Consider the following 25,163-nt stretch of genomic DNA (forward strand, 5'->3'; position numbering starts at 1 on the left):
ACCAAATGTTATAACTTACATAAATAAACGGTTCAAAGTGTATAATTCAGATTATTCCATATTTCCATAATTCATTATATAGGCCTTAAGAATTATATTGTTCGAATTTTCTTCCATACAAGGTTATTCAAAGAAATGCAGAATCATTTAATTGAACCTTCTGCAAATTCTCTGATTTTCCTTCACCCTATAATTACTCGCTCTTTTGGATATCGGAAAGAAGTTTTATTTACTTTTCCACCTAGTGTGAATAGGAAAGAAATAAGTCCCACTCGCCCAATGAACATAAGTGCCATGATAATAACCTTGCCCGGTACAGATAAATCGGAAGTAATACCAAGAGACATGCCGCACGTTCCGAATGCAGAGGTTATTTCAAACAACAATGAGACCACTGGTACTCCTGGCTCCGTTACTAACATTATGAGAAGGGCAGTCATTACCATGAAGCCCGCTAGCAAAATGACGGCATACGATCTAAAAATGTCGACAAGCTTGATACGTCGTTTGAAAATGTGAATAACATCTTTCCCTTTTGCAAAGTTAATGAGAAATAGTACTGCGATAGCAAATGTCGTAGTTCGAATTCCCCCACCGACTGAACTTGGGGATGCACCGATAAACATCAATGAACTGATTACAATATCCGTCGCATCACTAAAGCTAGTAATATCATATGTTGTTAAACCCGCAGATCGTGCTGAAACAGAGTGAAATAAGGAAGAAAAGATCTTTTCATGCCAAGACATTCCTTTAAAAGAATGAAATGACTCTAAAATATAGATCATTACCGCACCTACTAACAACAGGATTCCGAATGTAGATGTCGTAATTTTGGTAAATAGCGAAAAACGAAAATGAGGAACCTTTTTTGAAAAGAAACTTTTTACTTCTACAAGAACTGGGAATCCGATAGCTCCTAAGATAATTAATACCATAATAACAGTTTGTACAAAATAGTCATTGAAATACGGCAACAAAGAAGCATCTGTAATGTCGAATCCAGCATTCGTTGTAGCAGAAACTGATAAAAACATTCCATTTAATAGTGCGTCAGAAAAACTATCGTAGAGAGGCATAATGTAAATGGTCAGGATAATTCCACCAATTAGCTCAATCAGAAAAATAATCCGTACAATTTGTTTAATCAATTGTACGACTCCAGCGAGCGAGTACTGATTATGATCCACCATAATGAGCTGTCGTTCCCGTAACCCTATACGTTTTTTTACGAGTAACCAGAAAAACGTACCGATTGACATAATCCCGATTCCGCCTATTTGCAGAACGAGCATTAGCATACATAGTCCGAAAACAGTATACGTACCTGCAATACTAATCGGCGTCAGTCCGGTGACGCTGACAGCACTTACAGATGTAAATAAACTATCGATAAAAGAAACCTTCACACCGGGTTTATAAACGCCTGGTAGATTCAACAATAGAAAAGAAAATGCGATTGCTAAAAAATAATAAAACACAATTATTTGAGCTGGTGTGAATCTGTGTAAAGTATCACGATTAAATTTCATTTTTGTATCCGATCCTTTCCTTCAGGAGGACATAATCATACCATATTCGAATTTATCCTGTCAGAAAAATTCGGTACTCTTTTAGCATCGGTTGCAAGTTTCATTTTCAGTCACCTTATTTATCCCCTAAAGTAGCATCTACATAGTTTTTATGTACAAGCTAATCAAAAAAAACTGTCTAGCGCGAGAAACATCTCTCGCGTTGGACAGTTTTAGAATCGTTACTTCGAAGTTTTTCGATTACTTGCAACAGCAGTTAAGTATCCGCCTATTGCGATGGCTGCAAGGACAGACCAGAAAATAAGTTTCCACGTAAGAGAGTGTGGAAATTCTGTATCGAGAATCTGAACATTAGGATGCGCAAGTGTCATTACAGCAAGTTTAACACCTACCCAGCCAACAATAAGGAAGGCAGCTGTTTCAAGTGCTGGAAACTTCTCAAGCAATGTTACAAATTGACGAGCTGCAAATCGGATCATGATAAGACCGATAATTCCACCAATTAGCATGACGGTGAATTGTCCACCATTAATGCCACCGATGTGGAAGTTTCCTAGTTCTGGAAGTGTTACTGCAAGTGCTACCGCTGCAAGCATAGAGTCTAGTGCAAATGCGATATCCGCAAGTTCCACTTTCAATACAGTAAACCAGAAACCGGACTCTTTCCTTTTTTTCTTAGTTGGATCGGGATTTTTATGATGTTTTTGGTCGTAAATGTTTTTTGCTGAAATATACAATAGGTAAACTGCACCTAGTGCTTGAATTTCCCAATAATTCACCAGGTACGTGATGAAAAATAGAGCTGTAAATCTGAAAACAAATGCCCCTAATAGTCCGTAGAACAATGCTTTCTGCTGTTGTACTTTGGGAAGGTGTTTCACCATAACCGCCATAACAACAGCGTTATCTGCTGCGAGTAGGCCTTCCAAAACAATTAGTACAAGTAGTACCCACGCGTATTCAAAGAAAATCGTTTCCAACAAAAATTCCTCCTTTTTATTCAATCAAAAAAACCCTCACCTAATAAAAGGCAAAGGTCTCGCTAAGTCGGAATTTGTAAAAAATCCAGCTATCATAACCGATGGTGCACTATCACCATGTATTGACGACTATGAAATAGGTTTCCCTATAGCTACTCCCCTTTGACAAACGTCAAAGACATTCAGTTGTTGGGTACTTTTCTCCCTTTATTATACTAATCATCAGCTGTTCTGTAAACTAAACATCCGCTTTTTCAAATAAGTTTCTTCTCGATGTTTTAGTTTCGACACAATCAATACCAATCAGGAGAATCGTATTTTGTAGCTGCTTTTTTTCAATCAAAACATTCCTTTGCAGATACTCACATTATATGAAACATCGGTTCATTCTATGAATGATTGTCCTATTCATACCATACAAAAAAGCAGAGGGATCTTTTCCTCTGCTTTTAAGTCAACTTCTATAAATCATTTTGGTTATCCACAGATGTTGTAGGTCGTGCACGTCTTCTTGTTTCTTTATCGAAGAGACTATAAATAATCGGAACGATGAAGAGTGTCAAGAACGTGGAACTGATGAGTCCACCAATCACAGCAATTCCCATCGGTTGGTTTATTTCTGTACCTTCACCGATGCCAAGTGCAAGTGGTAACAAGCCAAGAATTGTCGTTAGAGCTGTCATAAGAATCGGACGCACACGGTTTTTAACCGAAATGACAATTGCATCATACGATCTCATACCAGCAGCCTTTTGCTGGTTAATGTAGTCCACAAGGACAATCCCGTTGTTCACGACGATTCCTACTAATACAAGGATACCAATAATCGAAGTGACACTTATCGGGGTGTTCGTCACAAACAAACCAATTGCTACACCAATCACCATCAATGGAACAGAGAACATGATAACAAATGGGTATTTAAACGACTCAAATTGGGCTGCCATAACAATGTAGACGAGAACTACTGCAAGTATAAGTGCAAGTAGCATATCATTTGCTGCACTCTCAAAGAGTTCACGGTCTCCACTGTAGGACATCTTCACTTCATCCGGTAACTTGAGTTCATCTATTGCATCGTTCACAGATTTCGTCATATCACCAAGAGATTTATCATTTTCATACTTCACGTCATAAGAAACAGAGTGTGCTTGGTCAACACGTTGAATGGCGACTGGGCCTTCAGCAATATCAATTTTCGCAATCTGCCCTAACTTAACAAACTGTCCTGTTGGCGTACGGAGCTTTATCTTTCTTAAAGCATCGGTATCTTTATAATACTTTTTGTCATATTGGACTTTCACCGTCAACACTTGATCACTTTCATCGACGATTTGAGTCGCAAATGTACCACGAGTAACGTCTGTAATCGTTTGAGCTACTTGATAAGGTGCCAAGCCGAAATTTGCAGCTAACTTTGGATCGACGGTGACTTGGACTTCCTCAACGGTATCCATTAAGTTGTTAGAGACTTCTGTTACACCATCTAACTTTTTGAGAGCATCATCTATTTTTGCAGTTGCCTCATTTAAACGAGATTCGTTTGTATCTTCAATTGCAAATGTTAACGTATTCGGATTTGAACCTGCAGCAGCTTGTACGTTAAAGCTAATATCGGCAGTATCCCCAATCGCTTTATTCACTTTTGGCTTCACATCATCCATGAATTCGAATACGGAGCGCTCCCGGTCTGCTAGCGGTTTCAGCTTCACATACATTTCAGCTGTATCCGCTTGTGAACCTCCTTGTGCCATGGACTGCTGTGTTCCTCCGACTAGACTGACATATACGTCGACATCTTTTTGTTCTTTCAACACATCTTCTACTTTTTTTACTGCTGCATTCGTTGTTTCAAGTGAAGATCCATTTGGAAGTTCAACATTAATGCTGAAGAAACCTTCATCGGTAGACGGTAAAAATTCCGTCCCTACTTTAAACAATCCAAATGCACTAGCGCCAAGTAAAACTACCGTCATCACCAAAATAAGGAAGCGATGACCTAAAGACCATTTTATGGACTTCTCGAATGTACTGAGTGTTTTCGAGCGACGTCTACGTGCTTCTACATTGCGACGTGGCTTGCGTAACATGCGACTCGCCATCATTGGCACAACGGTTAACGCAACAACCAACGATGCAAATAAACTGAACGAGATAGTCAGGGCAAATTGAGTAAAGATTTGTCCAATTAATCCACTAATGAAGATGACTGGAACAAATACAGCCAGTGTCGTCAAAGTGGATGCAATGATCGCCCCACTGATTTCTTTAGCCCCTTCGCTTGCTGCTACTTTCCGGTCTTTCCCCATAGCAAGGTGCCGTTCAATATTTTCAATGACGACAATGGAGTTGTCCACTAGCATTCCGATACCGAGGGCTAACGCACCTAACGTCATAATGTTGAGCGAGAAGTCCGCAAAGAACATTAGAACGAATGTCACAATAACAGAATACGGAATTGCAACACCAATAATAATCGGACTTCTAATGCCCCGTAGGAAGAAGAAAAGAACGATCATGGCAAAGAGACCACCAAGTATAAGTGATTGACCTATGTTATTAATGGCTAATTTTACGTAATCGCCTTGGTCAAATAATATATCCGCTTCTACGTCTTTAAATTGCTTTTCGTCTAACATCCGATCTAATGATTGTTTGAAAGACTTGGACACTTCTGCAGTATTCGCTCCCGATTCCTGGAGGACTGAGAGTAACACGGCTTGTTGGTCATTTGCACGAGTTAACGTGCCACTATTTGCTTCTGTGAGGGTGACAGATGCGACGTCTTTTACATACAATCGCTTCCCAGTCACAGGATTTGGACCAATAATGACGTTTTTCACATCATCTGCTGAGTTGAGGGTACTGATGATACGCGTCGTTAGTTGTTTGCCACCTGATGCACTCACGGGCTCACCTGGCATCGTTACATTCGAAGCTTGAACAGCTTGTAACACGTCCGCTTGAGTGAGTCCGTTCTTTTCAAGCTTACTTTCATCTAATACGATTTGAATTTCTTCAACAAGCTTACCGGATACACTGACACTAGCGACGCCTTCAGTTTGACGTAATTCTGTTTCCAATTCTTCTGCAATCTTCCGAATGTCAACATCTTCAGAACCGGTTTTAAGTGCGAGTTGAATAACTGGGAATTGAGAAGGATCAAACTTCATGAAACGAGGTTTATCCGCGCCTTCAGGTATAGGAACCTGGTCAATTCTCTGTAAAATATCGAGCTGAACGTCGTCTATATCAGCAGACCAATCGAACATCATGAAGACTAAGGTAGCACCTTCTTGGGAAGTAGATTGTAAGGACTTTAATCCAGGTGCTGTGGAAAGACTCTCTTCTAAAGGTTTTGTTAGTTTTTCGCTAACTTCTGTTGGAGATGCACCACCATAATTCGCAACGACTACTGCGACAGGTGGATTTAAATCTGGTATGAGCGTAACGGGTATTTTTAGAAAAGATACAGCCCCGAGAATGATAATTAAAAACATCGTGACAAGCGTAAATACCGGGCGTTTAATCGAAAAATCGCTTATTTTCATGTGCGCGTCCCCTTTTTTCTTAAATACAGTACTTTCATCATATGCAATGCATCGCTTGAGTTCAAACAGAACGTTTGAAAATTTTATTATAGTAAAAAAACTCGTACACAAATATGTAACGAGTTTTTAATGTGGACTATTGCTTATAACAAACTATATAAACGAATATCCGGGAATTTGTCCCCGAACCAACGCATAGCAAATTCGTTTTCAAATAGGAAGACTAAGTTATCATAACGATCTTTTACGAGCATAGAACGTGGTCCCGTCATAGATTCCTTCACGTCTGCTTCGTTTTCAATCCAACGCGCCACTTTAGAGCCAATGTGCTCCATTTGGACTTCGACATTATATTCATTCTTCATCCGGTGCTCGAATACTTCAAATTGAAGCTGACCTACCGCACCAAGTATGACTTCTTCAGTGTGAAGTGTTTTGTAATACTGAATAGCCCCTTCTTGAACGAGCTGTAAAATCCCTTTATGGAAGTGTTTTGACTTCATGACATTCTTGGCTGTAACTTTGACGAATAATTCTGGGTTGAACTGTGGTAATGCTTCGAATTTGTATGTGGACTTACCGCCAACTACAGTATCTCCAATTTGATAATTCCCTGTGTCGTACAACCCGATAATGTCTCCTGCTACCGCTTCATTCACTGTTTCACGATCATCTGCAAGAAACTGAGTTGTTTGTGATAACTTTACCGTCTTCCCAATACGAGGAATGTTTACAGACATCCCTCTTTCAAACGAACCAGACACAATTCGAACGAAGGCAATCCGATCTCGGTGAGCTGGATTCATATTTGCCTGAATCTTGAAGATGAAGCCCGAGAATTCGTCCGTCATTGGGTCTACATATTGCTCGTTCTCTGTTATGCGGGGTTGCGGAGAGGGAGCAAAGTTCAAAAAGGTCTCCAAAAAAGTCTGGACGCCAAAGTTTGTCAAGGCACTTCCGAAAAATACAGGTGTAAGCTCGCCCTTGGCAACGCGGGATTCATCAAAAGAATTCCCAGCTTCTTCTAACAAAAGCGCATCTTCCACTGCTTGTTTGTAATAAGAAGTTTCCATCATTGGATGGGGCTTAGCCAGTTGACCTTCGTCGTCTAACTCAAGATACTTATCTTCCCCTTCAACGCGGGCTTGTTCAATGCGATTGTTGTAGCGATCGTAAATCCCTACGAACTCTTTCCCCATACCAATCGGCCAGTTCATTGCGTAGGACTCGATGCCGAGAACTTCTTCTAGCTCTTCCATTAACTCAAGCGGCTCTTTACCTTGTCGATCCATTTTGTTCATGAACGTGAAAATGGGTATACCACGCATACGACAAACTTTGAAGAGCTTGATGGTTTGAGGCTCAATTCCTTTTGCTGAGTCGACCATCATAACGGCTGCATCGACTGCCATAAGTGTCCGATAGGTATCTTCACTAAAGTCTTCGTGTCCTGGTGTATCCAGAATGTTAACTCGTTTTCCATCGTAATCGAACTGTAAAACAGATGAAGTCACAGAAATACCACGTTGTTTTTCAATCTCCATCCAGTCGGACGTTGCGTACTTTCCGCTTTTCTTCCCCTTAACCGTTCCGGCATCTCGAATTGCACCACCGAAGTAGAGCAGTTTTTCTGTCATCGTCGTCTTCCCGGCATCTGGGTGAGAGATGATGGCAAACGTTCGTCTTGAAGCAATTTGATTTTGCATATTTTTAGTCATTTCCTTATTCTCCTTCGTATATGAGCCCGACATTTAGCTGCCGATCAAGCCTTTACCAAATTTCTTTTCCGCCTCTTCAAGTGCAATTGTTGCATCTGAATGCGGATATTTTGTTGAGCCGATAATTTGATAATCTTCATGTCCCTTACCTGCGAAGATAATAATATCGCCTTCATCAGCAATTTCAATCGCATGGCGCACGGCAACTTCGCGATCTCCTACACATGCAAACTGCTGATGGGTCATTCCTGCTGCAAGTTCAGATGTTATAGAGTCATATGGTTCATCTCTCGGATCATCCGTCGTTAAAATCACGTAATCCGCAGCGGAAGCTTTTTCAGCCATCACAGGGCGTTTCTTCCTATCCCTGTTTCCACCTGTGCCGATTACAAAGATCAGTTTTGAAGAGTCTGATTTGTAAGGAAGCACTGCATCGATTGCTTTTTCTATTGCATCTGCAGAATGGGCATAGTCCACGTAGATTGTTAAAGGTAGTTCAGTTTCCACTCGTTCCATTCGCCCTTTAATAGGTGCAAGATAACGGAGTGGCGCTAAAATATCGGGAATTGCTAATCCTTTTGCATAGAGCGCAGTAATCGCAGCTAGCGCATTGGATACACTAAACTCACCAATCATTCGCATTTCAACGTCCCATTCACCTTCTGGCGAGTGTAACGTAAATGAGCTTCCATCTGTTCGAAGGTCGATATTTGAGGCTGAGAACATTGCATCCGAATGAATTCCATAAGTTAGCACAGGATAAGATGTCATCTCTTTCATTTTAGTGTGCCACTTATCATCTGCGTTCAGAACCGCAACTTTTTGTTGTTGCAAGTCTTGCCCGAGCTGAGCAAACAGAAGACCTTTTGCATTGCCATAGTTCTCCATCGTCCCATGGAAATCCAAATGATCGTGGGTCAAGTTCGTGAATATGGCAATATCAAATTCTGTCCCAGCTAACCGTCCCTCTATGAGGCCGTGAGAAGAAACTTCCATCGTCATCGTGTCGCAACCTTCTTCTGCTGCACGTGCAATCATCTTTTGTGTGGTCAACACATCTGTCGTTGTATTTTCCGTTTCGTACAATACACCATCCAAGTTGAACCCGATTGTCCCTGAGACAGCTGAACGTTCACCAGCCCCCATTAGGATGCCGTGAATGATATTACTTACACTTGTTTTTCCGTTGGTCCCGGTTACCCCAATCATTTTCATTCTCTTTGATGGATAGCCACACCAAGCAGAAGCAAGTAAGCTAATTGCTCTAGAAGTGTTTTCTACGTACACGACCGCTACTTTTTCAAGATCGACTTTTATTGGTTTGGAAGCGATGATGACCCGTGCACCTGATTCCACTGCTTGACTAACATATTTGTGGCCATCTACTGTAAAGCCTTCGATACAGACAAATAATCCTCCTGCACTGACTGCCCGAGAGTCTGTTGTCAAATCTGTTACTTGTTCAGGTAGTACCCCTACCTCACGTTTAACTGGCAAAACTGCCAATAATTGTTTTGTATTCATTGTACTCCTCCGTTCAGCCATACCTTACAGTGATCCATTATCGATTTTCGACCATCTGCTTTTTTAGGCAATACATTCATTATACGTTTTTTTTGTGTCTACGTCATGGTTGAATTAACGAATCAAAAGAAAAACCACTGATCTTAACGAATCAGCGGTTTAATGAATTTCAGCTTATTGCCATATGGAGGGAAAGCAGCTCTCATCGGAATAGCAGTACTACGATTCATCATAGCTTTTTCATGGGTGAAGACGTCAAAGCTTGCTTTACCATGATAATTACCTTGTCCCGATGAACCCACTCCACCGAATGGCAAGTGGATGTTGCCAACATGGGAAATCGTATCATTGATACATCCTCCCCCAAACGGTAGTTGTTCAGTGAAGTATGCAGCAGCTTCCTCATTTTCTGTGAACATATAACCAGCAAGTGGTTTTGGCATTTTACGAATTTGATGTAGCAAAGCCCCTAAGTTCTCATACTCAAGTACCGGCAAGATCGGTCCGAACAATTCATCTTCCATAGAGGGGCTGTCAAAATGAATACCTTCTAGGACAGTCGGTTCGATATATAAGTCTGCCCTGTCAGTGTTTCCACCACTACTTACAACAGATTGCTCTTTTTCAAGGATAGTTTGAAGACGATCGAATTGTTTCTCATTAATGATCCGACCGTAATCCTTGCTTGAGGAAGCATCTTTTCCATAAAAACGTCGAATGGCCTTTTTAATCTCTTTTAGCAGAGATTCCTTAATAGTTTTATGTGCCACTACATAGTCTGGCGCCACACACGTTTGACCCGCATTCGAGAACTTCCCCCATACAATCCGCTCAGCAGCTATTTTCAAATTGGCAGTCTGATCTACAATTGCAGGACTCTTACCACCTAGTTCAAGTGTTACAGGCGTTAGACGTTCTGATGCCGCCTTCATAACAATTTTCCCCACCGCGACACTGCCAGTAAAGAAAATCGAATCAAACGGTGCATGTATCAAGGCTGAAGTTTCTTCTTTTGCACCTTCTACAACACGAACATACTCTGGTGGAAATTGCTGTTCTAGAATTTTTCTAACAACAGCAGCAGTATGCGGTGCCGCTTCAGATGGTTTTGCGACTACACAGTTTCCAGCAGCTAGTGCACCCACGATTGGTTCCATGACTAGTTGAAACGGATAATTGAACGGTCCAATTACTAAAACCGATCCATACGGCTCTCGGATTACCTGACTTTTCCCCGGCTGTAAATAGATTGGTGTTTTCGCTGTTTCAGGTTCCATCCATTCATCTAAGTGTTTCAATACATGACCAATACTTGAAAGAACAAATCCGATTTCAGTTACATATGATTCAAAAGGATTTTTCCGCAAGTCCCGGTAGAGCGCTTTTTCGATTTCTTGTTCAGATGCTTGAATCGCTTCTTTTAAACGGATTAGCATTTCTTTTCTAAATTCAACAGGACGTGTTGCTCCTGAAAAATAAAAATCATGTTGGCGCTCAATTATTGATTCTACGTCTTTAGTTGTAAAGTTCATGGACGTTCCTCCTCTTAAGCGGTTTCTTCTATCTTAACTGCCTTTAGAGTGTTACGCAAAAATCCAACCTGCTCACTATCAAAAAGCTAAATAAAAGTCAATCATTCAAAAGGATCTGTTTTCGTTATCATTAATTCCGACAAAATACGCAGGTTAGCAACTCCTGTCGATTCATATACTAACCACATCAGGCAGTCCTACAAAATTGGAATTTCGTAGCAGGACTATCGGAGCCTTTTTTCAGAACAACGTTTTGAGCTAAACAGAGTTAGGGTAAAGAGTGTATAACAAGCAACCACATTCTTTAAGGGAGGAAATAATGATGACAACAACTGATACTTGGTGGGAAACAATTTTTGAAGGTAATTTAGCCGCTGGATTGAACAAGGAACGTATGAACGAATTAGATGAAGAGCACTTCCTATATTTTAGAGATGAAGAACTTACTCACGAGGTCGTCAACTAATTTTGAAGACGCAGCTCGCCCAACAGACTTTTCAAGATGACGGTGGTACATAAAACAGCTTTTCTTTTGCGGAACGCGAAAAGAAAAGCTGTTTTTGTTTGCCTAAAAATGGACATCCTTGTCACTTCTATAATCCACATAACTCTCCGACTTGCCTAAAAAACCCTATATTTCTAATAACTTTATCAAACAAATTATAAACAAGCTTACACCCATTTAATAGGTGATGCAAATTGTTCGCTCATGAATTTGAACAGATAAGAACCTTTTGTGACATACTCTCTTCTCCATTGAATTCTCGTTTATACGGGACTATTATAAAGTTCGCACGGGAGTCTTTTGCATTTAATTGATAAACACATATCGTTTTTAATTATCAAAATATAGTTTAGTGGCAAACTATATAGAGCTCCCCTGTTAACATCACGCTCTTGAGAGGAGTCCTATCATGAAGAAAAAGTGGATAGCGCTTTCGTTATTCTCCATCACAGCCATTCTACTTGCTGGTTGTGAAAACCCGTTGCTCATATTAGACCCAAAAGGACCGCAAGCAAAAATATTATCAGAAACAATCCTGTTTTCAATTGCAATAATGGCAGGCATCCTTTTCGTGGTCTATGTGCTATACACAGTTGTCCTAGTTAAGTATCGTGCCTCGAAACTGGATGACGATTATGAACCGCCTCATGAAGAGGGAAACAAATGGTTAGAAATCATTTGGACAGCCATTCCGGTCATCATCGTAATTGTACTTTCTGTGGTCACAGTATCTTCAACTAGTAAAGTCGAGCAAAAGTCTGTCGCTTATGCAGACGAAAAACCAATGGTAATCTACGCGTCTTCCTCCAACTGGAAATGGCATTTCAGCTATCCAGAAGAAGGGATCGAGACCGTAAACTACGTAAACTTCCCAGCGAATCGCCCAATTGAGTTCCGTCTATATTCTTTCGGACCAATTACAAGTTTTTGGATTCCACAACTAGCTGGTCAAAAGTACGCGATGAGTGACATGGTTAATACCATCCACATGTCTGCAGATGTTCCTGGATCGTTTATAGGTAAAAACTCTAACTTCAGCGGTGAAGGCTTTGCCAAAATGGAATTTGAAGCTCAATCACTGTCAGATGCCGATTACAAGGAATGGGTTAACGATGTGAAAACAACTGCCCCTAAGCTAACAGAAGATGAGTTCGACGAGTTGATAGAAGCTGAACACGTCGGTCGTAAGACTTATTCCTCTAACCACCTTGAATTCAAACCCGCTCCTGAAGGGGAAAATAGCGGACATAATCATGGTGGGAATACATCCACTGAAGAACAGCACGAAGACCATGAAGATATGGATATGGATATGGATATGGATCATGATGCTCACTAAGTGCATTCCTAGCAAATCCAACCTTCCATTCACAACCTTAACAAACGAAAGGAGTTCGACGATATGAAATGGGACGAATTTTTCGTAACCGGGGAACCGATGATTTACGCGGCGATGGTAAGTATTGTTGTTGTATCTCTCGCGATTCCGATTGCGCTCACATACTTTAAAAAGTGGAACTGGCTTTGGACGAACTGGTTAACTACGGTTGACCATAAGAAAATCGGAGTCATGTACATTCTCGCTGCACTCCTCATGCTATTCCGTGGAGGCGTAGATGCAATACTGATGCGTGCTCAGACAGCAGTCCCTGATAACGGATTGTTGGACGGTCAGCATTACAATGAAATCTTTACAACACACGGGGTCGTTATGATCCTGTTTATGGCAATGCCATTCATTATTGGATTAATGAACGTCGTTATTCCACTCCAAATTGGAGCACGCGACGTTGCATTTCCTCGATTGAACGCAGTCAGCTTCTGGTTATTCTTCTCTGGAGCAATGCTATTCAATATTTCGTTCGTTATCGGTGGTTCACCAGATGCTGGATGGTCTGCGTACTTCCCTCTTGCAAGTCTGGAATTCAGTCCGACTGTCGGGAATAACTATTATGCAATTGCACTTCAAATTGCGGGTATAGGTACGCTGTTAACAGGTATTAACTTCTTGGTGACGATTCTGAAAATGCGTGCACCTGGTATGACACTCATGAAAATGCCGATGTTTACATGGTCTGTTTTGATCACTAACGTCATTATCGTGTTTGCATTCCCTGTTTTGACAGTAGCACTTGCATTGATGACACTCGATCGTCAGTTTGGCACACAGTTCTTCGCCATGCAAAGTGGCGGTATGGACATGCTTTGGGCCAACCTGTTCTGGGTTTGGGGCCATCCTGAAGTCTACATTGTTATTTTGCCAGCCTTCGGTATTTACAGTGAAATCATTTCAACATTTGCACGTAAAAACCTCTACGGCTATAAATCGATGGTTGTCAGTATGGTTGCAATTTCGTTACTATCCTTCGTCGTTTGGGCCCATCACTTCTATACAATGGGTCACGGCGTTATGGTTAATAGTGTGTTCTCAATTACAACGATGGCCATCGCGATTCCAACCGGTGTAAAAATATTCAACTGGTTATTCACGTTACGTAAAGGTAAGATCAGCTTTACGACACCTATGTTGTATTCTCTAGCCTTCATTCCAATCTTCACCATTGGTGGAGTGACAGGTGTCATGCTTGCGATGGCAAGTGCTGACTATCAGTACCACAATACAATGTTCTTAGTTGCCCACTTCCACTATGTACTGATACCAGGTACAGTGTTTGCGGTCATTGCCGGGTTCCATTTCTGGTTCCCTAAAGTGTTTGGTTTCATGTTAAACGAAAAACTCGGAAAACTGTCATTTTGGTTTATCGCAATCAGCTTTAACGTGACGTTCTTCCCTCTCTTCATTCTTGGATTAAACGGAATGACACGTCGGATGTATACGTATTCAGAAAGCACTGGTTACGGTCCACTCAACATGCTGTCAATGGTCGGTGCAGTCGGTCTTACAATCGGTTTCATCATCCTTGTGTACAATATTTACTGGAGCGTTCGTTACAGCCCACGAAATATAAAAAGCGATCCATGGGATGCACGTTCACTTGAATGGAGCACACACAGCCCAGTACCTGAATATAACTTTGCGTTAATCCCTACTGTAAATCGTTTGGATGCTCACTGGTTTGCGAAGAAAGAAGGAAAACCACTCGCAACTGGAAAGTACGAACCAATCCACATGCCGAATAATAGCGGTCTACCTATTATTATGGGTGCAGCGTTCTTCTTCTGGGGCTTCTTCATGGTATTCAGCTGGTGGATTCCTGCTATCGTCTTCGGAGTTGTGATTTTAGGAACGTTAGCTTACCGCACTTTCGAAAAAGATCATGGACACTACATTTCTGTGGAAGAAATCGAACGAACAGAAAAAGCATTGCGAGGTGAACAGCATGAAAATTGATCACTCAGTACCAATGGAATATAGTACCGATGAAAACAAAATGAAAATCCTTGGATTCTGGATCTTCCTGGGGGCGGAAATCGCCCTCTTCTCCACTCTTTTTGCAGTGTATTTTACACTGCAAGGCAATACGAAAGTCGGACCTACCTCTGCTGATTTGTTCCATCTGACTCCGGTCATGATTGAAACAATTCTTCTGTTATCAAGTAGTTTCACAATCGGATTAGGTATACATGCCATGCGCCTTGGTTTGAAAAAACCGATGATGACGTTCTTCGGCATCACACTAGCGCTTGGTGCTGCTTTCCTTGGTGTCGAAGTCTATGAATTCGTGACATACGTCGGCGAAGGCGCCACGATTCAGACGAGCGGATTCCTGTCTGCCCTCTTCACACTACTTGGAACACACGGTTTGCACGTAACATTCGGTCTCCTCTGGGGTGGCGCGATTTTACTACAAATCAAGAAGCGCGGCTTTACACCGGAAACAACTAATAAGTCGTTCATCTTCTCTTTGTATTGGCACTTTCTTGACGTTGTTTGGATCTTCATCTTCAGCTTCGTCTACTTGAAAGGACTGATGTAAGATGAAACAACTTTTTCCAGCACAGCACGTCATGGGATTCCTATTCTCCCTGTTACTATCACTAGTAGCACTTGTTGCAGTACTTTTTGACTTATCATTTGCTGCAGGGATGACGATTCTCGTTGTTACAGCTCTGGTACAAGCAGGATTGCAACTGTTCCTGTTCATGCACGTGAAAGAAAATGCAGAGAGCAAGACGCTGTATTTAAATATCCTCTACGCCTTGTTTGTAGGACTAGTCACGATTTTCGGGACATTGTTCGCAATGCGTTGGGGCTATATGGTGAAATAAGAGCTACAAAAAACAAGCAGAGACTCGATTCAATGAGTTCTCTGCTTGTTTTTTATTTCATTCAATACTTCTCCATAGGTATAATGCCGCGTAACTTAAATAAGGAGACCAGTCCGGAAAACGTTCACGTATTTCATCCTGAGTAGGTTTGCGATCTAACTTCCATAACGTCTTGAGTGCATTTTGGAGTCCGATATCTGCAGTCGGAAACAGGTTCGGTCTTCCTAGACCAAACATCAGAAAACCTTGCGCGGTCCATGGTCCAACACCACGGTAGGCAATGAGTTCCGTAGTCACATCTTCGTCGTTTTTCATTCGCATCGATTCAAGATCTAACGCTCCTGCAGCTATCGCTTGTGAAAGACCAATAACATACTCTGCTTTCCTAGTACTGAACTGCATTTCTCGAAGCTCTTCAACTGTAACAGCCGCAATCCGTTCCGGTTTTGGATATCGCCAGACCCCATCTTGCTGGGAACCGTATTTTTCAACAAAACGCATGAGCAGCGTGTTTGCAAATGTAAGATTTAATTGTTGATGGATAATGCTCTTCATAAGCTCGCCATAAAGTGAAAAACTTCTGACCAGTGGTGTACCCATATGTTCTTGAAAGATTGGAGCTAGGTCTGTCCGAGCAAAATGAGCAGCAATCCCGTCCAGAGATTCTTCAAAGTGGAAAAGCCATTTGATATGAGCAAGTTGTTCCTCGTCTTCCTGGCCATCAATGAGAAAAGCTGGCTCTTGTATCGTCCCTGTCGCTTGAACCTTAACCAGATTACCTTCTTCCATTGGAACACGCACGAATCGTTGCTGAAGATCTACAAAATTCACAGGTGTCCCGGATAATCTCTCAAGCGCACGATCAAAATCATATGGGAATGATAGTTTCAATTCAATGTTCAAAAGAATGACCTCCTTGCAAGATAATGAACGATTTCCTCGGAATTCACTTGTTGTAGTTGTAGGAATATTATAAAATTAACAAATAGATACATGTCCTAAAATTATTCAACACTTGGAGGAAATGAATGAGTCTATTTATACTAGGGCTATTGTTTATCTTTGCTAAATTCAATTTGCAATTTCTCGAAACCCGAGCGCTCTATTACGTTACAAATACCATCGGGTACATTTTCATCTATTTCGGATTAAGGGGTATAAGTAGTGGCGTAGAGTCCATTCGACGTATTCAACCAGTTGTTCTCTTCATGATTTTGCATAGCTTAGCATTCTCAGTATTAAATGGATCTGGACATTCGATTACAACCATTCCGCTTTCCACAGGAATCGATACTGTTATTGCTTTGAGTCTTACATCATTAGCGGTGGCTGGCATGATTATGATATTTTATATTATCCACCAACTCATTCTTGCTGTTCGCAACAACACCGATGACTTCACCTCTTATTCTAACATAACCATGCTCGAAAAATTTCCTAGCCTATTGGTAGTATTGCTAATCATAACGGCTGTCCTCTTCTTTACAATGCCTTCTGTCGCTCCTATTTCAATGATTTTGTTACTGGTTGCAGAAGCTTTCTTCATCCTCAACTTTTCAACAAAAGTGCAACAAGCCGGTTAACCACAAAAAGGTTATTTCATCAAACCAAAGTAAAGCAACAATTAAAAGGGGTCGAAACCATTGCGGATTCGTCCCCCTTTTCATATATTTTTCGTTAGCATCTCTCAAGAGAATCCATTAACGTAATACAGCTTCTCAGCTAACTGAAGTTTATATTAAAAAAATTAATAAGTAACCCAACTTAATCCTGTAGTTCCTTCACCCGCATGTACGCCCACGCAAATACTAAGTGGAACAACTTGTACTTTTATAGTTGGAAACTCTTGCAATAACTCGTTCTTCCATATTTCTGCGTCAGGAGCATTATTGCAATTAATAACAGCAACTTCTGGAACATTACCATTATTCATGTCCGCACGAAGTAAAGAAGTCACGTAATTTTTTGCTCGCTTATTTGAACGGATCTTTTCTTTCATGACTGGTTTTCCACTCTCAAAACTAATGACTACTTTAATGTCCAGCAAATTACTTAAGAAGTTCTGAGTTCCAGAAACACGTCCGCTTTTATGTAATTGGTTCAGACTGGATGGAATAAAGGACAACTTCGATTTAGATGTTATTTCATTGATGGATGCAACAACTTCTTCTACATCTTTCCCCTTCGCAAATAGATCATTGCCGATTTCAATCATTTTAACCATCGGAAAAGAACCGATTTTCGAATCAATAGGATACACGTTGAAGTCTGTCATTTCAGAAGCCGCCTGTGCGCTTTCAAATGTCCCCGAAAGTCCACTTGATAAGTGTAAAGCAATGGCAAAATCGTATCCTTCTAACTGCAGTTTTTCGTATAAAGAAAGCATCTCTCCGATTGCGGGCTGCGAGGTTTTAGGTGAAACTTTAGATAGGCGTAATTTATCGTAAAACTCTTCCTGTGTAAGATCGATGGATTCCCTATACGACCCATCGGAAAAAACAACACCAAGAGGCAGTACATGTACATGATGTTTTTGGATGAAAGCATCCTCTAGTTGCGCAGCTGTATCCGTAATCCAAGCTATTTTCTTCATTAAACCTTCTCCTCTAAATATAAATTTCATATTGAATTCACCTATCTACTCCCCATAACTTACACTACATATTCTTATAGGTACTAGTGATAGTTGTCATATCAAGAAGAAATTTAGAATTAGCTGTCATAATTTGAACATATGTAGCATCTTTCTTTCTATCTTTAATTTACGTTGCCGCGAAGTAGGTGCTCAAAACATTGCTATTTCATTAGGATGCCAAAACAATAAACAAAAAAAAGAAGTCACTCTATAGTATCTAACGGATCCTCTTCAGTTGTACAAACAAGACTTGTTATAACTAGATAAATCGGAGACTAATTGTTTTAACGCAAATGGATATTAGGGTGTTTTTACAAATATCCAAACCCAGCGCTTTGGGGTTACTGAAGAGGAGTGACTTACCTCAAATTAGACTTGAAAGAGAAAAACGTTTTTTGAAAACGCCTCTTTCAACTCTAATTCCCGAGACCTTTTACAAACGAAAAAAGCACAAAAAACAGCCCCTAGGCATCCGGCCTAATAGGTCTGTCTTGGAGAAGTATCGTTGTTCCGACGATACTTCCGAGGGTTTGGCACCCAATGATTCCTACTGGGCTCGAACCAGAGACCTCTACCCTGTCAAGGTGTGAAATCTGTCTTTCACCTAAAATCAGTAGGTGTCTAAACCTTGCAGTAACCATGTTTACTGACTGCTATTCAGTCAACTTTACTCATCTTTTATCATAGAAAATAAATATTGGTCACTCGACGGTCACTGCAACTAAAAGAGGAGGCAGCTGCCCCCTCTTTTTTATTAATTCAACTGTTATCTCGTTATCGTAATAATATAACCTAGGATTATTTATTAATAATACAATAACGTCAAATACTTGAAAAGGACACTGCATACACAGATTGAACTGTATTAAATGCTCCATTTAATATTCTTGATTTCCTATCAAACGAGAGAAGAAAATGCCCACCGAAAAGTGGGCATTTCTCAAATACTGTTACTCGGCAATTGTGATGCCTGCACTTACAGTACCTGTAACTGCAGTTGCGAGTGTTGTACCGGAGATTGAATAAACCATTAATAATCGATCTCCTGGTGCAACAGAAACCGGAGCAACCGGAACAGATGAACCACTGAGAGTCTCACCTACTGTCAATAGGCTTGTAAGTGGTGGCGTCAAGTTTACACTTGCACCTGTCGGACTAAACGTATTACTGCCAGCTGGTGCACGATAGATCTGAGCGTTTACGGTTGCTGCTTGCCCAGCTACTGACAATGCTACAGTCAGAGTGAAGGTTGCAGAAATTGCTGTAATTGTCCCATTCCTTGGCACAGTAAATGCTTCGTTAACTAATCCAGTCAATGAAATTGTGTTGTTGGCCAGAATGACACCCGGAACTGCCGATCCAAAACCAATATAGAACGGAATCCCAACTAAACCTCCAACTAATGAAGTCAAAGCGACAGGGACTATTCCTGATGCGAATGGAATGATTGAACCTCTTCCTGCTGTAGATGGAATACATTCCCGATCAATCGCACGAATCGGTCCGAATGTACCACATCTATTTCTTAATGAGCCATTATCGCAACAATAAGATGATGCAGCGAGATTTCCACAACCACGGCAACCGTGATTTAGATTGTTTACCATAGTAACACCTCCTTTCTCTGTTATCCTATTCTCTTAGATAACGAAAGGACGGGCTCGAGACTGTAAGTTTTTCGTCTAGATTGTATGCCCAAATCTATTTTATTCATTTTTTTAAAATCCCTTTCCAAAATCCCGATGGCCTATTACCTTCATTTAAAGACTCTTCTTGAGGATCATTCTGTGGTTCAGAAGAAACTAAATCAGCACTTTCAATAGGCGCTTCGAAGTTTTCTGTACTAGCATATTTTTGTGTTTCATCTATTTGATCACCATTATTTTGTTCTATAGGAAGGCTGGTTTTTAAATCTGTTACAGACAACGCCTTAAATTGATTTTTCTTATTCCTAGGTTTAGAAAAAGGGTTTTCCTCTTGATTGGGGGAGTGAGTACTTGTATACAATACAGGGAGGTCGTTTGCTATCTGTTTTAAAACTTTAAAAGGAGGAATCGTTTTCATGTTACTTCTCTGAAAACCTATCTCCTCCTTTTCCTCCATTTGGTTTGACTCTTCAGTTAAGTTTTCCTTCTCAACACGTTCTTGTAATTCATCCAGAATTGACTGAGTGACTTTCATTTTTTCAAATAGCTCAGTTTGTTGTAGTTCAAGTTCATTGAACAATTCTTCAAGACTATTTACTCTCTTCTCGATTTGCGAATCTTCTCTCCCCTTAGAGTTTTTCAAATTTTCCAATGCCACGCGATACTTTTCAATTTTCTTTTTCAACTCTTCAATTTGATGATTATTCGTCTCCAATTTTAGTCACCTCATTCTAATGTCAAACATACAGTACTATCTTATTGATATAGAATCACTTTTGTTACAATCGTTCTGTCAGCCTAATATTCATAATAGTTTCTTTGCTAGTCCTTTTTTTGCCTATTCACTACATTTATTTTCACATATGCTACGAATGCAAGACCATTTAACTTACAGGAGGTGACAGTAACTATGGAAAATATATTACCTTGCCCTGATCAGGAGCTTATCTGTATCAATGTTGATAAGGTATATGACTGGGTAATGAAAGAGAATACGTTTGACTACTTTCTTGCTCCCTCTCCACTAACATTTTCTGGAATCACAAGTACAACAAGTTTGACCGATTCCGTTGTTTCGTGTGAGGTGACACCAGCTGCAGTAAATCCCTTTGTAATACTCCGAAGAGAGAACCGTTCGTTCATGATTGACGGCTGCTCAGTATGTTTGCAGCAACTAACTATCCAGAAAAACTTTAATCTTGTTCTTTATGTAACATTGGCCAATGGAACCGTGTTGAGAGGACCTACTCAGACAATCTCCAGATCCGAACAAGTAACTCTATGTGCTCCAGAAGGGACAGACGTAATGGTTGAATACACAGATTTGGATTGTATCATTAGTTCCCCTGGTGTTCCTACTCTTAACACCGCAACTCAACAAATCACATTCACGGGATTAGTCATTACAATTGCAACATGTCAAAGTATTCAATCCACATACCCAGTCACAGTTGAATTTCTTGCTGATTATTGCGAACCGAGAGCAGATCTAGCAATCGGAGCTTGCCCTCCTCCCGCAAAACCAGCTCAATGTCATGCCGTCTACCCTGACTGAAACATGTTTTCACAAGTAATACCAGCTCATAGAGACACATAGGATGAAGAGAGGGGAATTCCTCTCTTCATTTTTTAGGAGGTAATTTTATGCATTCCGGTACGGATTCATTGGAAACTAAACTGCAAGAACTCAGAAAGTCTACACAAGAACATATTTTGGAACTAAAAGATGCTATTGCTAATTTAACTGAGCACAAAACAAATCACATCAGTTTTTTTACTTATTCATCTAATATCGCTCACCATCTTCAATCCGACAATATGTGTCTTGCGTCATACCACATTAAAAATATAGGAAATAATCCCATTAAAAATCCTGAAATCATTCTCAAAATTTCTGAAGGATGTCCATTCTCTTTCCATGGTAAATATATTAACCCTGGTTCTCGTATACCTTCAAAACTGAAGAATGGATGGATACGTCTTAATGACCCATCAGCTTTACATGAGTTCCATTTAAAACCTTCTGAAGACACCATCATATTTCCAGGCGAAATGCTAACTTTCTCTTCTTTTCAAATCACTTGGAAGCCATCAGAAGAGTACTCAGGAAGTATAACCGGATACACTTACACAGATCAGAGAACAGACGGTGTTGCTGCGTTAAATGCTATTAATATAAGTGGAACATTAGCTGTTGAGGAGGTTAACCATGACTAATTCAAAAGGAGAGGAAATACATAATTGGTTTGATAAGATGACAGAAGCATTGATTGGTGATTTATCACAACAAGATAATCATTCAAAAAGCTGTGTTTTCTTAGACTCACAAACCATAAATTTATTAATTATTTATATGATGAATAAGGAAATGGAATTTTCAAAGAAGAATATACAACGTGGGGAACAATTTATAGATATTGAAGGAGAGATTGATGCCTTAATTGCTGAAAATAAGCAACACTTCGCTGAGCTGATAAATGAAGCGAAAAAGAAGAGTTAATTTGAAAGGAGCAGCCATGATGAATCATAACCGTTCTGAACAAGAGAATCTTATTCAGCTCCAGCAACTTGTCCTTCATTTGCAGTCTGAACTAAATAAATACAAAACAAGCCAACCTCCCACTAAAAGTGAATTGGAATATGAACAGGAAAAATTGTTGGACTCTTATAAAGAATTATTATACAAGAGTAACAAACAGCAGAGGAAGATTGATCTTTACAAGAAGCAATTTAAAAACCTCCTCCGACAAAGAGATGAAGCAAATTATGTCGTCAAAAATCTGAAAGACATGCAAGAATCCCTAAATTTTGATAAATACCAATTAAATGAGACACTATTTTCTTTCAAAGAGGACCTCCTTAAAGAAATTAAACATGCATTAAATAAAAAGAATGAAAAAATAGTGAAATTCACCAGAAATTTTAATGAAATCAATAAACAAGAGACCAATTCTCCTAAAAAAAAGATCAAAGACCCCCACTTTACCGCTAATGCCGAGGAGATTTTGAACATTAATATGAGACAGAAAGAACTAATTACTGTTCTCGAAGATTTCGTTATGCATCTTGCGAAAAACAAGAACTAATCATCCTATGATTATTAAAATAGTATTTGCTCCAAGTTTATTTACGTCTTTCACAATAAATGTTGCATGCTTATTTTTTCTGTTCTCATCTTTATAGATAGTAGAACAGTGAGTTATTGGTTGTTACTCTTTTTGTTACCATAAGATGATACAGAAGATGATTAAATATTATACAACATTAACGCCCTTACCAATTAATGGAGGGGCGCTTTTTCATGTTTTATATTGTGACAAAAAAGGGAAGTTGTTGCTGGAGACCACCATTCCAATTTACATTTATCTTACTATTTTGTCCACTAATCACTCTTCTTTCCCCACAATATGACCGCGATCAATTGCAACATACAAAAGACCGATTGCATCTGAAAGAGTCAGCTCTCCTTTTAGTAACTTTTCTCGCCATTGAGGATCTAATGATTGATCGTTTTTTTGTTCCAAACGCTTTAATACTGTAGCTGTCGAGTTAACAATTGCAGAAACTGATGGTTTGTACAGCTCAGTTTCCTCCGTTTTGGGTACTGAAGGCACTGGCTTTGGAGTCGGATTAGGAACTGTTGGTTTTATAGTACCACCTGCAAATGCAATAATTCCTTCTGCAGTCCATTGTGCGAGTTGTTCTACCTTGTTGAGTAAAATGCTTTCATCGTTCAAATTTGAGATAAACGCATATTCCACTAATACAGCCGGCATTTTTGACTCACGCAATACAGATAAATTTCCACGTTTCATTCCACGATTAGATATACCGATTTTACTTGCGATTGCTTTGTGGATAGCTGCCTGTACTTTTTTTGTTGCCTCACTAACTGTTCCGTCAAAGATAAACGTTTCAAAGCCTGATGCGTTTGAAGTGGCTGAGTTGTTGTGCAGACTTATGAAGTAATCAGCACCCCAGTTATTCGCCATATTAGCTCGTTCTGATAGTCCAATAAATACATCAGTTGTGCGTGACATTTTGACTGTGTGTCCGTAACTTTCAAGCAATGTCTTTAATCGCAAACCAACTTTCAGGACGTTATCTTTTTCCTTCGACCGTTTACCACTAGCCCCTGGATCATGTGCACCGTGTCCAGGATCAATAAAGATTTTACTCATTTTCTTTTTCCTCCTTTATGTTATTACTATGTTTACTCGTATTGCTTGAGATAGACATGCGTGCTTACAATTAATTATTTTAAATTATTACTTTGAGACCCTAGTTCAAAAATCCCTATAGCTGTCAGTCCAGCTAAGCCGTCTGCTCATAACCGCAATACAACTTTTAAGTCATTAAACGCTAATGCCGCGAAACCAATAAAAAGATCAAGTGCTAAGATTGTTGCAAGTAATCAAACTGCTGTCATTGTTCCTCCTCTCTCTTCTTGTTCAGCTGGCTGGGGGAACAACACTTCATTTCCCATCAAAAGCTTTTTTTATCGATACGGTTCAACATGGAGAACTGTATCAGCCGTTATTCTTTCTCAGATAGTTCCCGATGCATTTTTTTAAGCAAAATAAAAAGAACCACCGGAATCAGCAGCCCAATCTGTCCACATTTTTCTAATATTCTTATCACTCCATTTACAACAAAAAAACGTTACGTCAAGGAGCACTCCCCCCCGTGTGAGTCCTGTCCACCTGATATCACTATATATACAAATGCTACTTCCATACCTATCATTACGAACATACCTACTTTTTTATAACGCCAACGAAACCTATTTTGCTATCCTAGAATTTTGCCAAATACAAACTTAACAATTTCATAACCCCATCGAGAATCATAAAAAATATGAGGACAACAACCGAATCGTTAATAACGCCGTTGAAATAAGTCTGGAAACTGATGAATGGCTCATAGATACCTCAAAACCCTCCAACTTCCAAGTGCATCACCTATTTCCCCCTCCATCTTTCCCACTCTCTTATCTCTTTCTACAAAAAAAAGAATGCCCTATGTGGACATCCTCGACTTGAGCATTTCTATATATTAATTTCTTCTAGATTCATCAAGCAGTATACAAAACGCTTCATTCTTATTGATAAAATAATATAAATATACTTCTGTAAGAATAAATTGTTCACCATTGTAGGTGCACTGAAAGCTGTAAACGATTCTAATTTTAAGAGAGGGTGTAAATATGTAAGTGTTACAATATAGATTAGGTATTCGAATCATCAAAACGACTCAAAATATTTATTCGCACATCACTGAAAAGGACGATGAAAAAGCGAGTGATGTCTT

The 25,163-nt window shown here is 39.9% G+C and carries 21 protein-coding genes; 10 read left to right on the plus strand and 11 right to left on the minus strand.

Annotated features, from left to right (window positions below; genetic code table 11):
* Nucleotides 1–182: 182 nt before the first annotated feature.
* The 6 genes from ACR65F_RS01270 to ACR65F_RS01295 form a co-directional block, all read right to left on the minus strand.
* Nucleotides 183–1,532, minus strand: a complete 1,350-nt coding sequence (locus ACR65F_RS01270; RefSeq protein ID WP_039042045.1) for a TrkH family potassium uptake protein — start codon at nucleotides 1,530–1,532, stop codon at nucleotides 183–185.
* 221 nt (nucleotides 1,533–1,753) lie between these two features.
* The gene (locus ACR65F_RS01275) at nucleotides 1,754–2,512 is read right to left on the minus strand and encodes a TerC family protein (RefSeq protein WP_039042046.1); all 759 of its coding nucleotides are present in this window, start codon (nucleotides 2,510–2,512) and stop codon (nucleotides 1,754–1,756) included.
* A 461-nt stretch (nucleotides 2,513–2,973) separates the two neighbouring features.
* Nucleotides 2,974–6,063, minus strand: a complete 3,090-nt coding sequence (locus tag ACR65F_RS01280) for an efflux RND transporter permease subunit (RefSeq protein ID WP_440502855.1) — start codon at nucleotides 6,061–6,063, stop codon at nucleotides 2,974–2,976.
* 143 nt (nucleotides 6,064–6,206) lie between these two features.
* Nucleotides 6,207–7,781 carry a peptide chain release factor 3 gene (locus ACR65F_RS01285; protein ID WP_440502856.1) on the minus strand — a complete coding sequence of 525 codons (1,575 nt, stop codon included), beginning with the start codon at nucleotides 7,779–7,781 and terminating at the stop codon, nucleotides 6,207–6,209.
* A 33-nt stretch (nucleotides 7,782–7,814) separates the two neighbouring features.
* The gene (locus ACR65F_RS01290) at nucleotides 7,815–9,305 is read right to left on the minus strand and encodes a UDP-N-acetylmuramoyl-L-alanyl-D-glutamate--2,6-diaminopimelate ligase (protein WP_440502858.1); all 1,491 of its coding nucleotides are present in this window, start codon (nucleotides 9,303–9,305) and stop codon (nucleotides 7,815–7,817) included.
* A gap of 143 nt (nucleotides 9,306–9,448) precedes the next feature.
* A complete protein-coding gene (locus tag ACR65F_RS01295; protein ID WP_440502860.1) occupies nucleotides 9,449–10,837 on the minus strand; it encodes an aldehyde dehydrogenase in 1,389 nt (462 codons plus the stop codon).
* 319 nt (nucleotides 10,838–11,156) lie between these two features.
* Here ACR65F_RS01295 and ACR65F_RS01300 point away from each other — a divergent pair, with 319 nt between their 5' ends.
* From ACR65F_RS01300 to qoxD, 5 genes are all read left to right on the plus strand, one after another.
* Entirely contained in the window at nucleotides 11,157–11,303 is a 147-nt protein-coding gene (locus ACR65F_RS01300) for a hypothetical protein (protein ID WP_156137884.1), read from the plus strand.
* Between the two features lie 448 nt (nucleotides 11,304–11,751).
* The gene (qoxA, locus tag ACR65F_RS01305; RefSeq protein ID WP_440502861.1) at nucleotides 11,752–12,681 is read left to right on the plus strand and encodes a cytochrome aa3 quinol oxidase subunit II; all 930 of its coding nucleotides are present in this window, start codon (nucleotides 11,752–11,754) and stop codon (nucleotides 12,679–12,681) included.
* A gap of 63 nt (nucleotides 12,682–12,744) precedes the next feature.
* Nucleotides 12,745–14,694, plus strand: a complete 1,950-nt coding sequence (qoxB, locus tag ACR65F_RS01310; RefSeq protein ID WP_039042052.1) for a cytochrome aa3 quinol oxidase subunit I — start codon at nucleotides 12,745–12,747, stop codon at nucleotides 14,692–14,694.
* Nucleotides 14,684–15,280 carry a cytochrome aa3 quinol oxidase subunit III gene (gene qoxC / locus ACR65F_RS01315; RefSeq protein WP_039042053.1) on the plus strand — a complete coding sequence of 199 codons (597 nt, stop codon included), beginning with the start codon at nucleotides 14,684–14,686 and terminating at the stop codon, nucleotides 15,278–15,280. The genes qoxB and qoxC overlap by 11 nt, the downstream gene beginning before the upstream one ends.
* Nucleotide 15,281: 1 nt before the next feature.
* Nucleotides 15,282–15,572 carry a cytochrome aa3 quinol oxidase subunit IV gene (gene qoxD / locus ACR65F_RS01320; protein ID WP_039042054.1) on the plus strand — a complete coding sequence of 97 codons (291 nt, stop codon included), beginning with the start codon at nucleotides 15,282–15,284 and terminating at the stop codon, nucleotides 15,570–15,572.
* Nucleotides 15,573–15,629: 57 nt separating this feature from the next.
* Here the strand turns inward: qoxD and ACR65F_RS01325 are convergent, their stop codons facing one another.
* Nucleotides 15,630–16,481, minus strand: a complete 852-nt coding sequence (locus ACR65F_RS01325) for a DNA-3-methyladenine glycosylase family protein (RefSeq protein ID WP_440503206.1) — start codon at nucleotides 16,479–16,481, stop codon at nucleotides 15,630–15,632.
* Between the two features lie 119 nt (nucleotides 16,482–16,600).
* On the opposite strand from ACR65F_RS01325, the gene ACR65F_RS01330 reads away from it, so the two are divergent.
* Nucleotides 16,601–17,155 carry a hypothetical protein gene (locus ACR65F_RS01330; RefSeq protein WP_440502862.1) on the plus strand — a complete coding sequence of 185 codons (555 nt, stop codon included), beginning with the start codon at nucleotides 16,601–16,603 and terminating at the stop codon, nucleotides 17,153–17,155.
* A 164-nt stretch (nucleotides 17,156–17,319) separates the two neighbouring features.
* Here the strand turns inward: ACR65F_RS01330 and ACR65F_RS01335 are convergent, their stop codons facing one another.
* The 3 genes from ACR65F_RS01335 to ACR65F_RS01345 all read right to left on the minus strand — a co-directional run bounded on the left by ACR65F_RS01335 (nucleotide 17,320) and on the right by ACR65F_RS01345 (nucleotide 20,568).
* The gene (locus tag ACR65F_RS01335) at nucleotides 17,320–18,165 is read right to left on the minus strand and encodes a DegV family protein (RefSeq protein WP_440502864.1); all 846 of its coding nucleotides are present in this window, start codon (nucleotides 18,163–18,165) and stop codon (nucleotides 17,320–17,322) included.
* Between the two features lie 992 nt (nucleotides 18,166–19,157).
* On the minus strand, nucleotides 19,158–19,814 hold the full coding sequence (locus ACR65F_RS01340; RefSeq protein ID WP_440502865.1) for an exosporium glycoprotein BclB-related protein: 657 nt from the start codon (nucleotides 19,812–19,814) through the stop codon (nucleotides 19,158–19,160).
* A gap of 103 nt (nucleotides 19,815–19,917) precedes the next feature.
* Complete coding sequence (locus ACR65F_RS01345; RefSeq protein WP_440502866.1) at nucleotides 19,918–20,568, minus strand: hypothetical protein; 651 nt, start codon at nucleotides 20,566–20,568, stop codon at nucleotides 19,918–19,920.
* Between the two features lie 195 nt (nucleotides 20,569–20,763).
* Between ACR65F_RS01345 and ACR65F_RS01350 the strand changes: the two genes are divergently transcribed.
* The 4 genes from ACR65F_RS01350 (at nucleotide 20,764) to ACR65F_RS01365 (ending at nucleotide 22,939) form a co-directional block, all read left to right on the plus strand.
* A complete protein-coding gene (locus ACR65F_RS01350; RefSeq protein WP_440502867.1) occupies nucleotides 20,764–21,408 on the plus strand; it encodes a BMQ_0737 family morphogenetic spore coat protein in 645 nt (214 codons plus the stop codon).
* Nucleotides 21,409–21,497: 89 nt separating this feature from the next.
* Nucleotides 21,498–22,070 (plus strand): fibronectin type III domain-containing protein, encoded by a 573-nt coding sequence (locus ACR65F_RS01355; RefSeq protein ID WP_440502868.1) that lies wholly within the window; start codon nucleotides 21,498–21,500, stop codon nucleotides 22,068–22,070.
* The gene (locus tag ACR65F_RS01360; RefSeq protein WP_440502869.1) at nucleotides 22,063–22,353 is read left to right on the plus strand and encodes a hypothetical protein; all 291 of its coding nucleotides are present in this window, start codon (nucleotides 22,063–22,065) and stop codon (nucleotides 22,351–22,353) included. Before ACR65F_RS01355 ends, ACR65F_RS01360 begins: the two co-directional genes overlap by 8 nt.
* A gap of 1 nt (nucleotide 22,354) precedes the next feature.
* On the plus strand, nucleotides 22,355–22,939 hold the full coding sequence (locus ACR65F_RS01365) for a hypothetical protein (RefSeq protein WP_440502870.1): 585 nt from the start codon (nucleotides 22,355–22,357) through the stop codon (nucleotides 22,937–22,939).
* 300 nt (nucleotides 22,940–23,239) lie between these two features.
* Here the strand turns inward: ACR65F_RS01365 and ACR65F_RS01370 are convergent, their stop codons facing one another.
* Nucleotides 23,240–24,034 (minus strand): N-acetylmuramoyl-L-alanine amidase family protein, encoded by a 795-nt coding sequence (locus ACR65F_RS01370; protein WP_440502871.1) that lies wholly within the window; start codon nucleotides 24,032–24,034, stop codon nucleotides 23,240–23,242.
* Between the last annotated feature and the right edge of the window lie 1,129 nt (nucleotides 24,035–25,163).

This window comes from Sporosarcina sp. SAFN-010 (genome assembly GCF_059415065.1).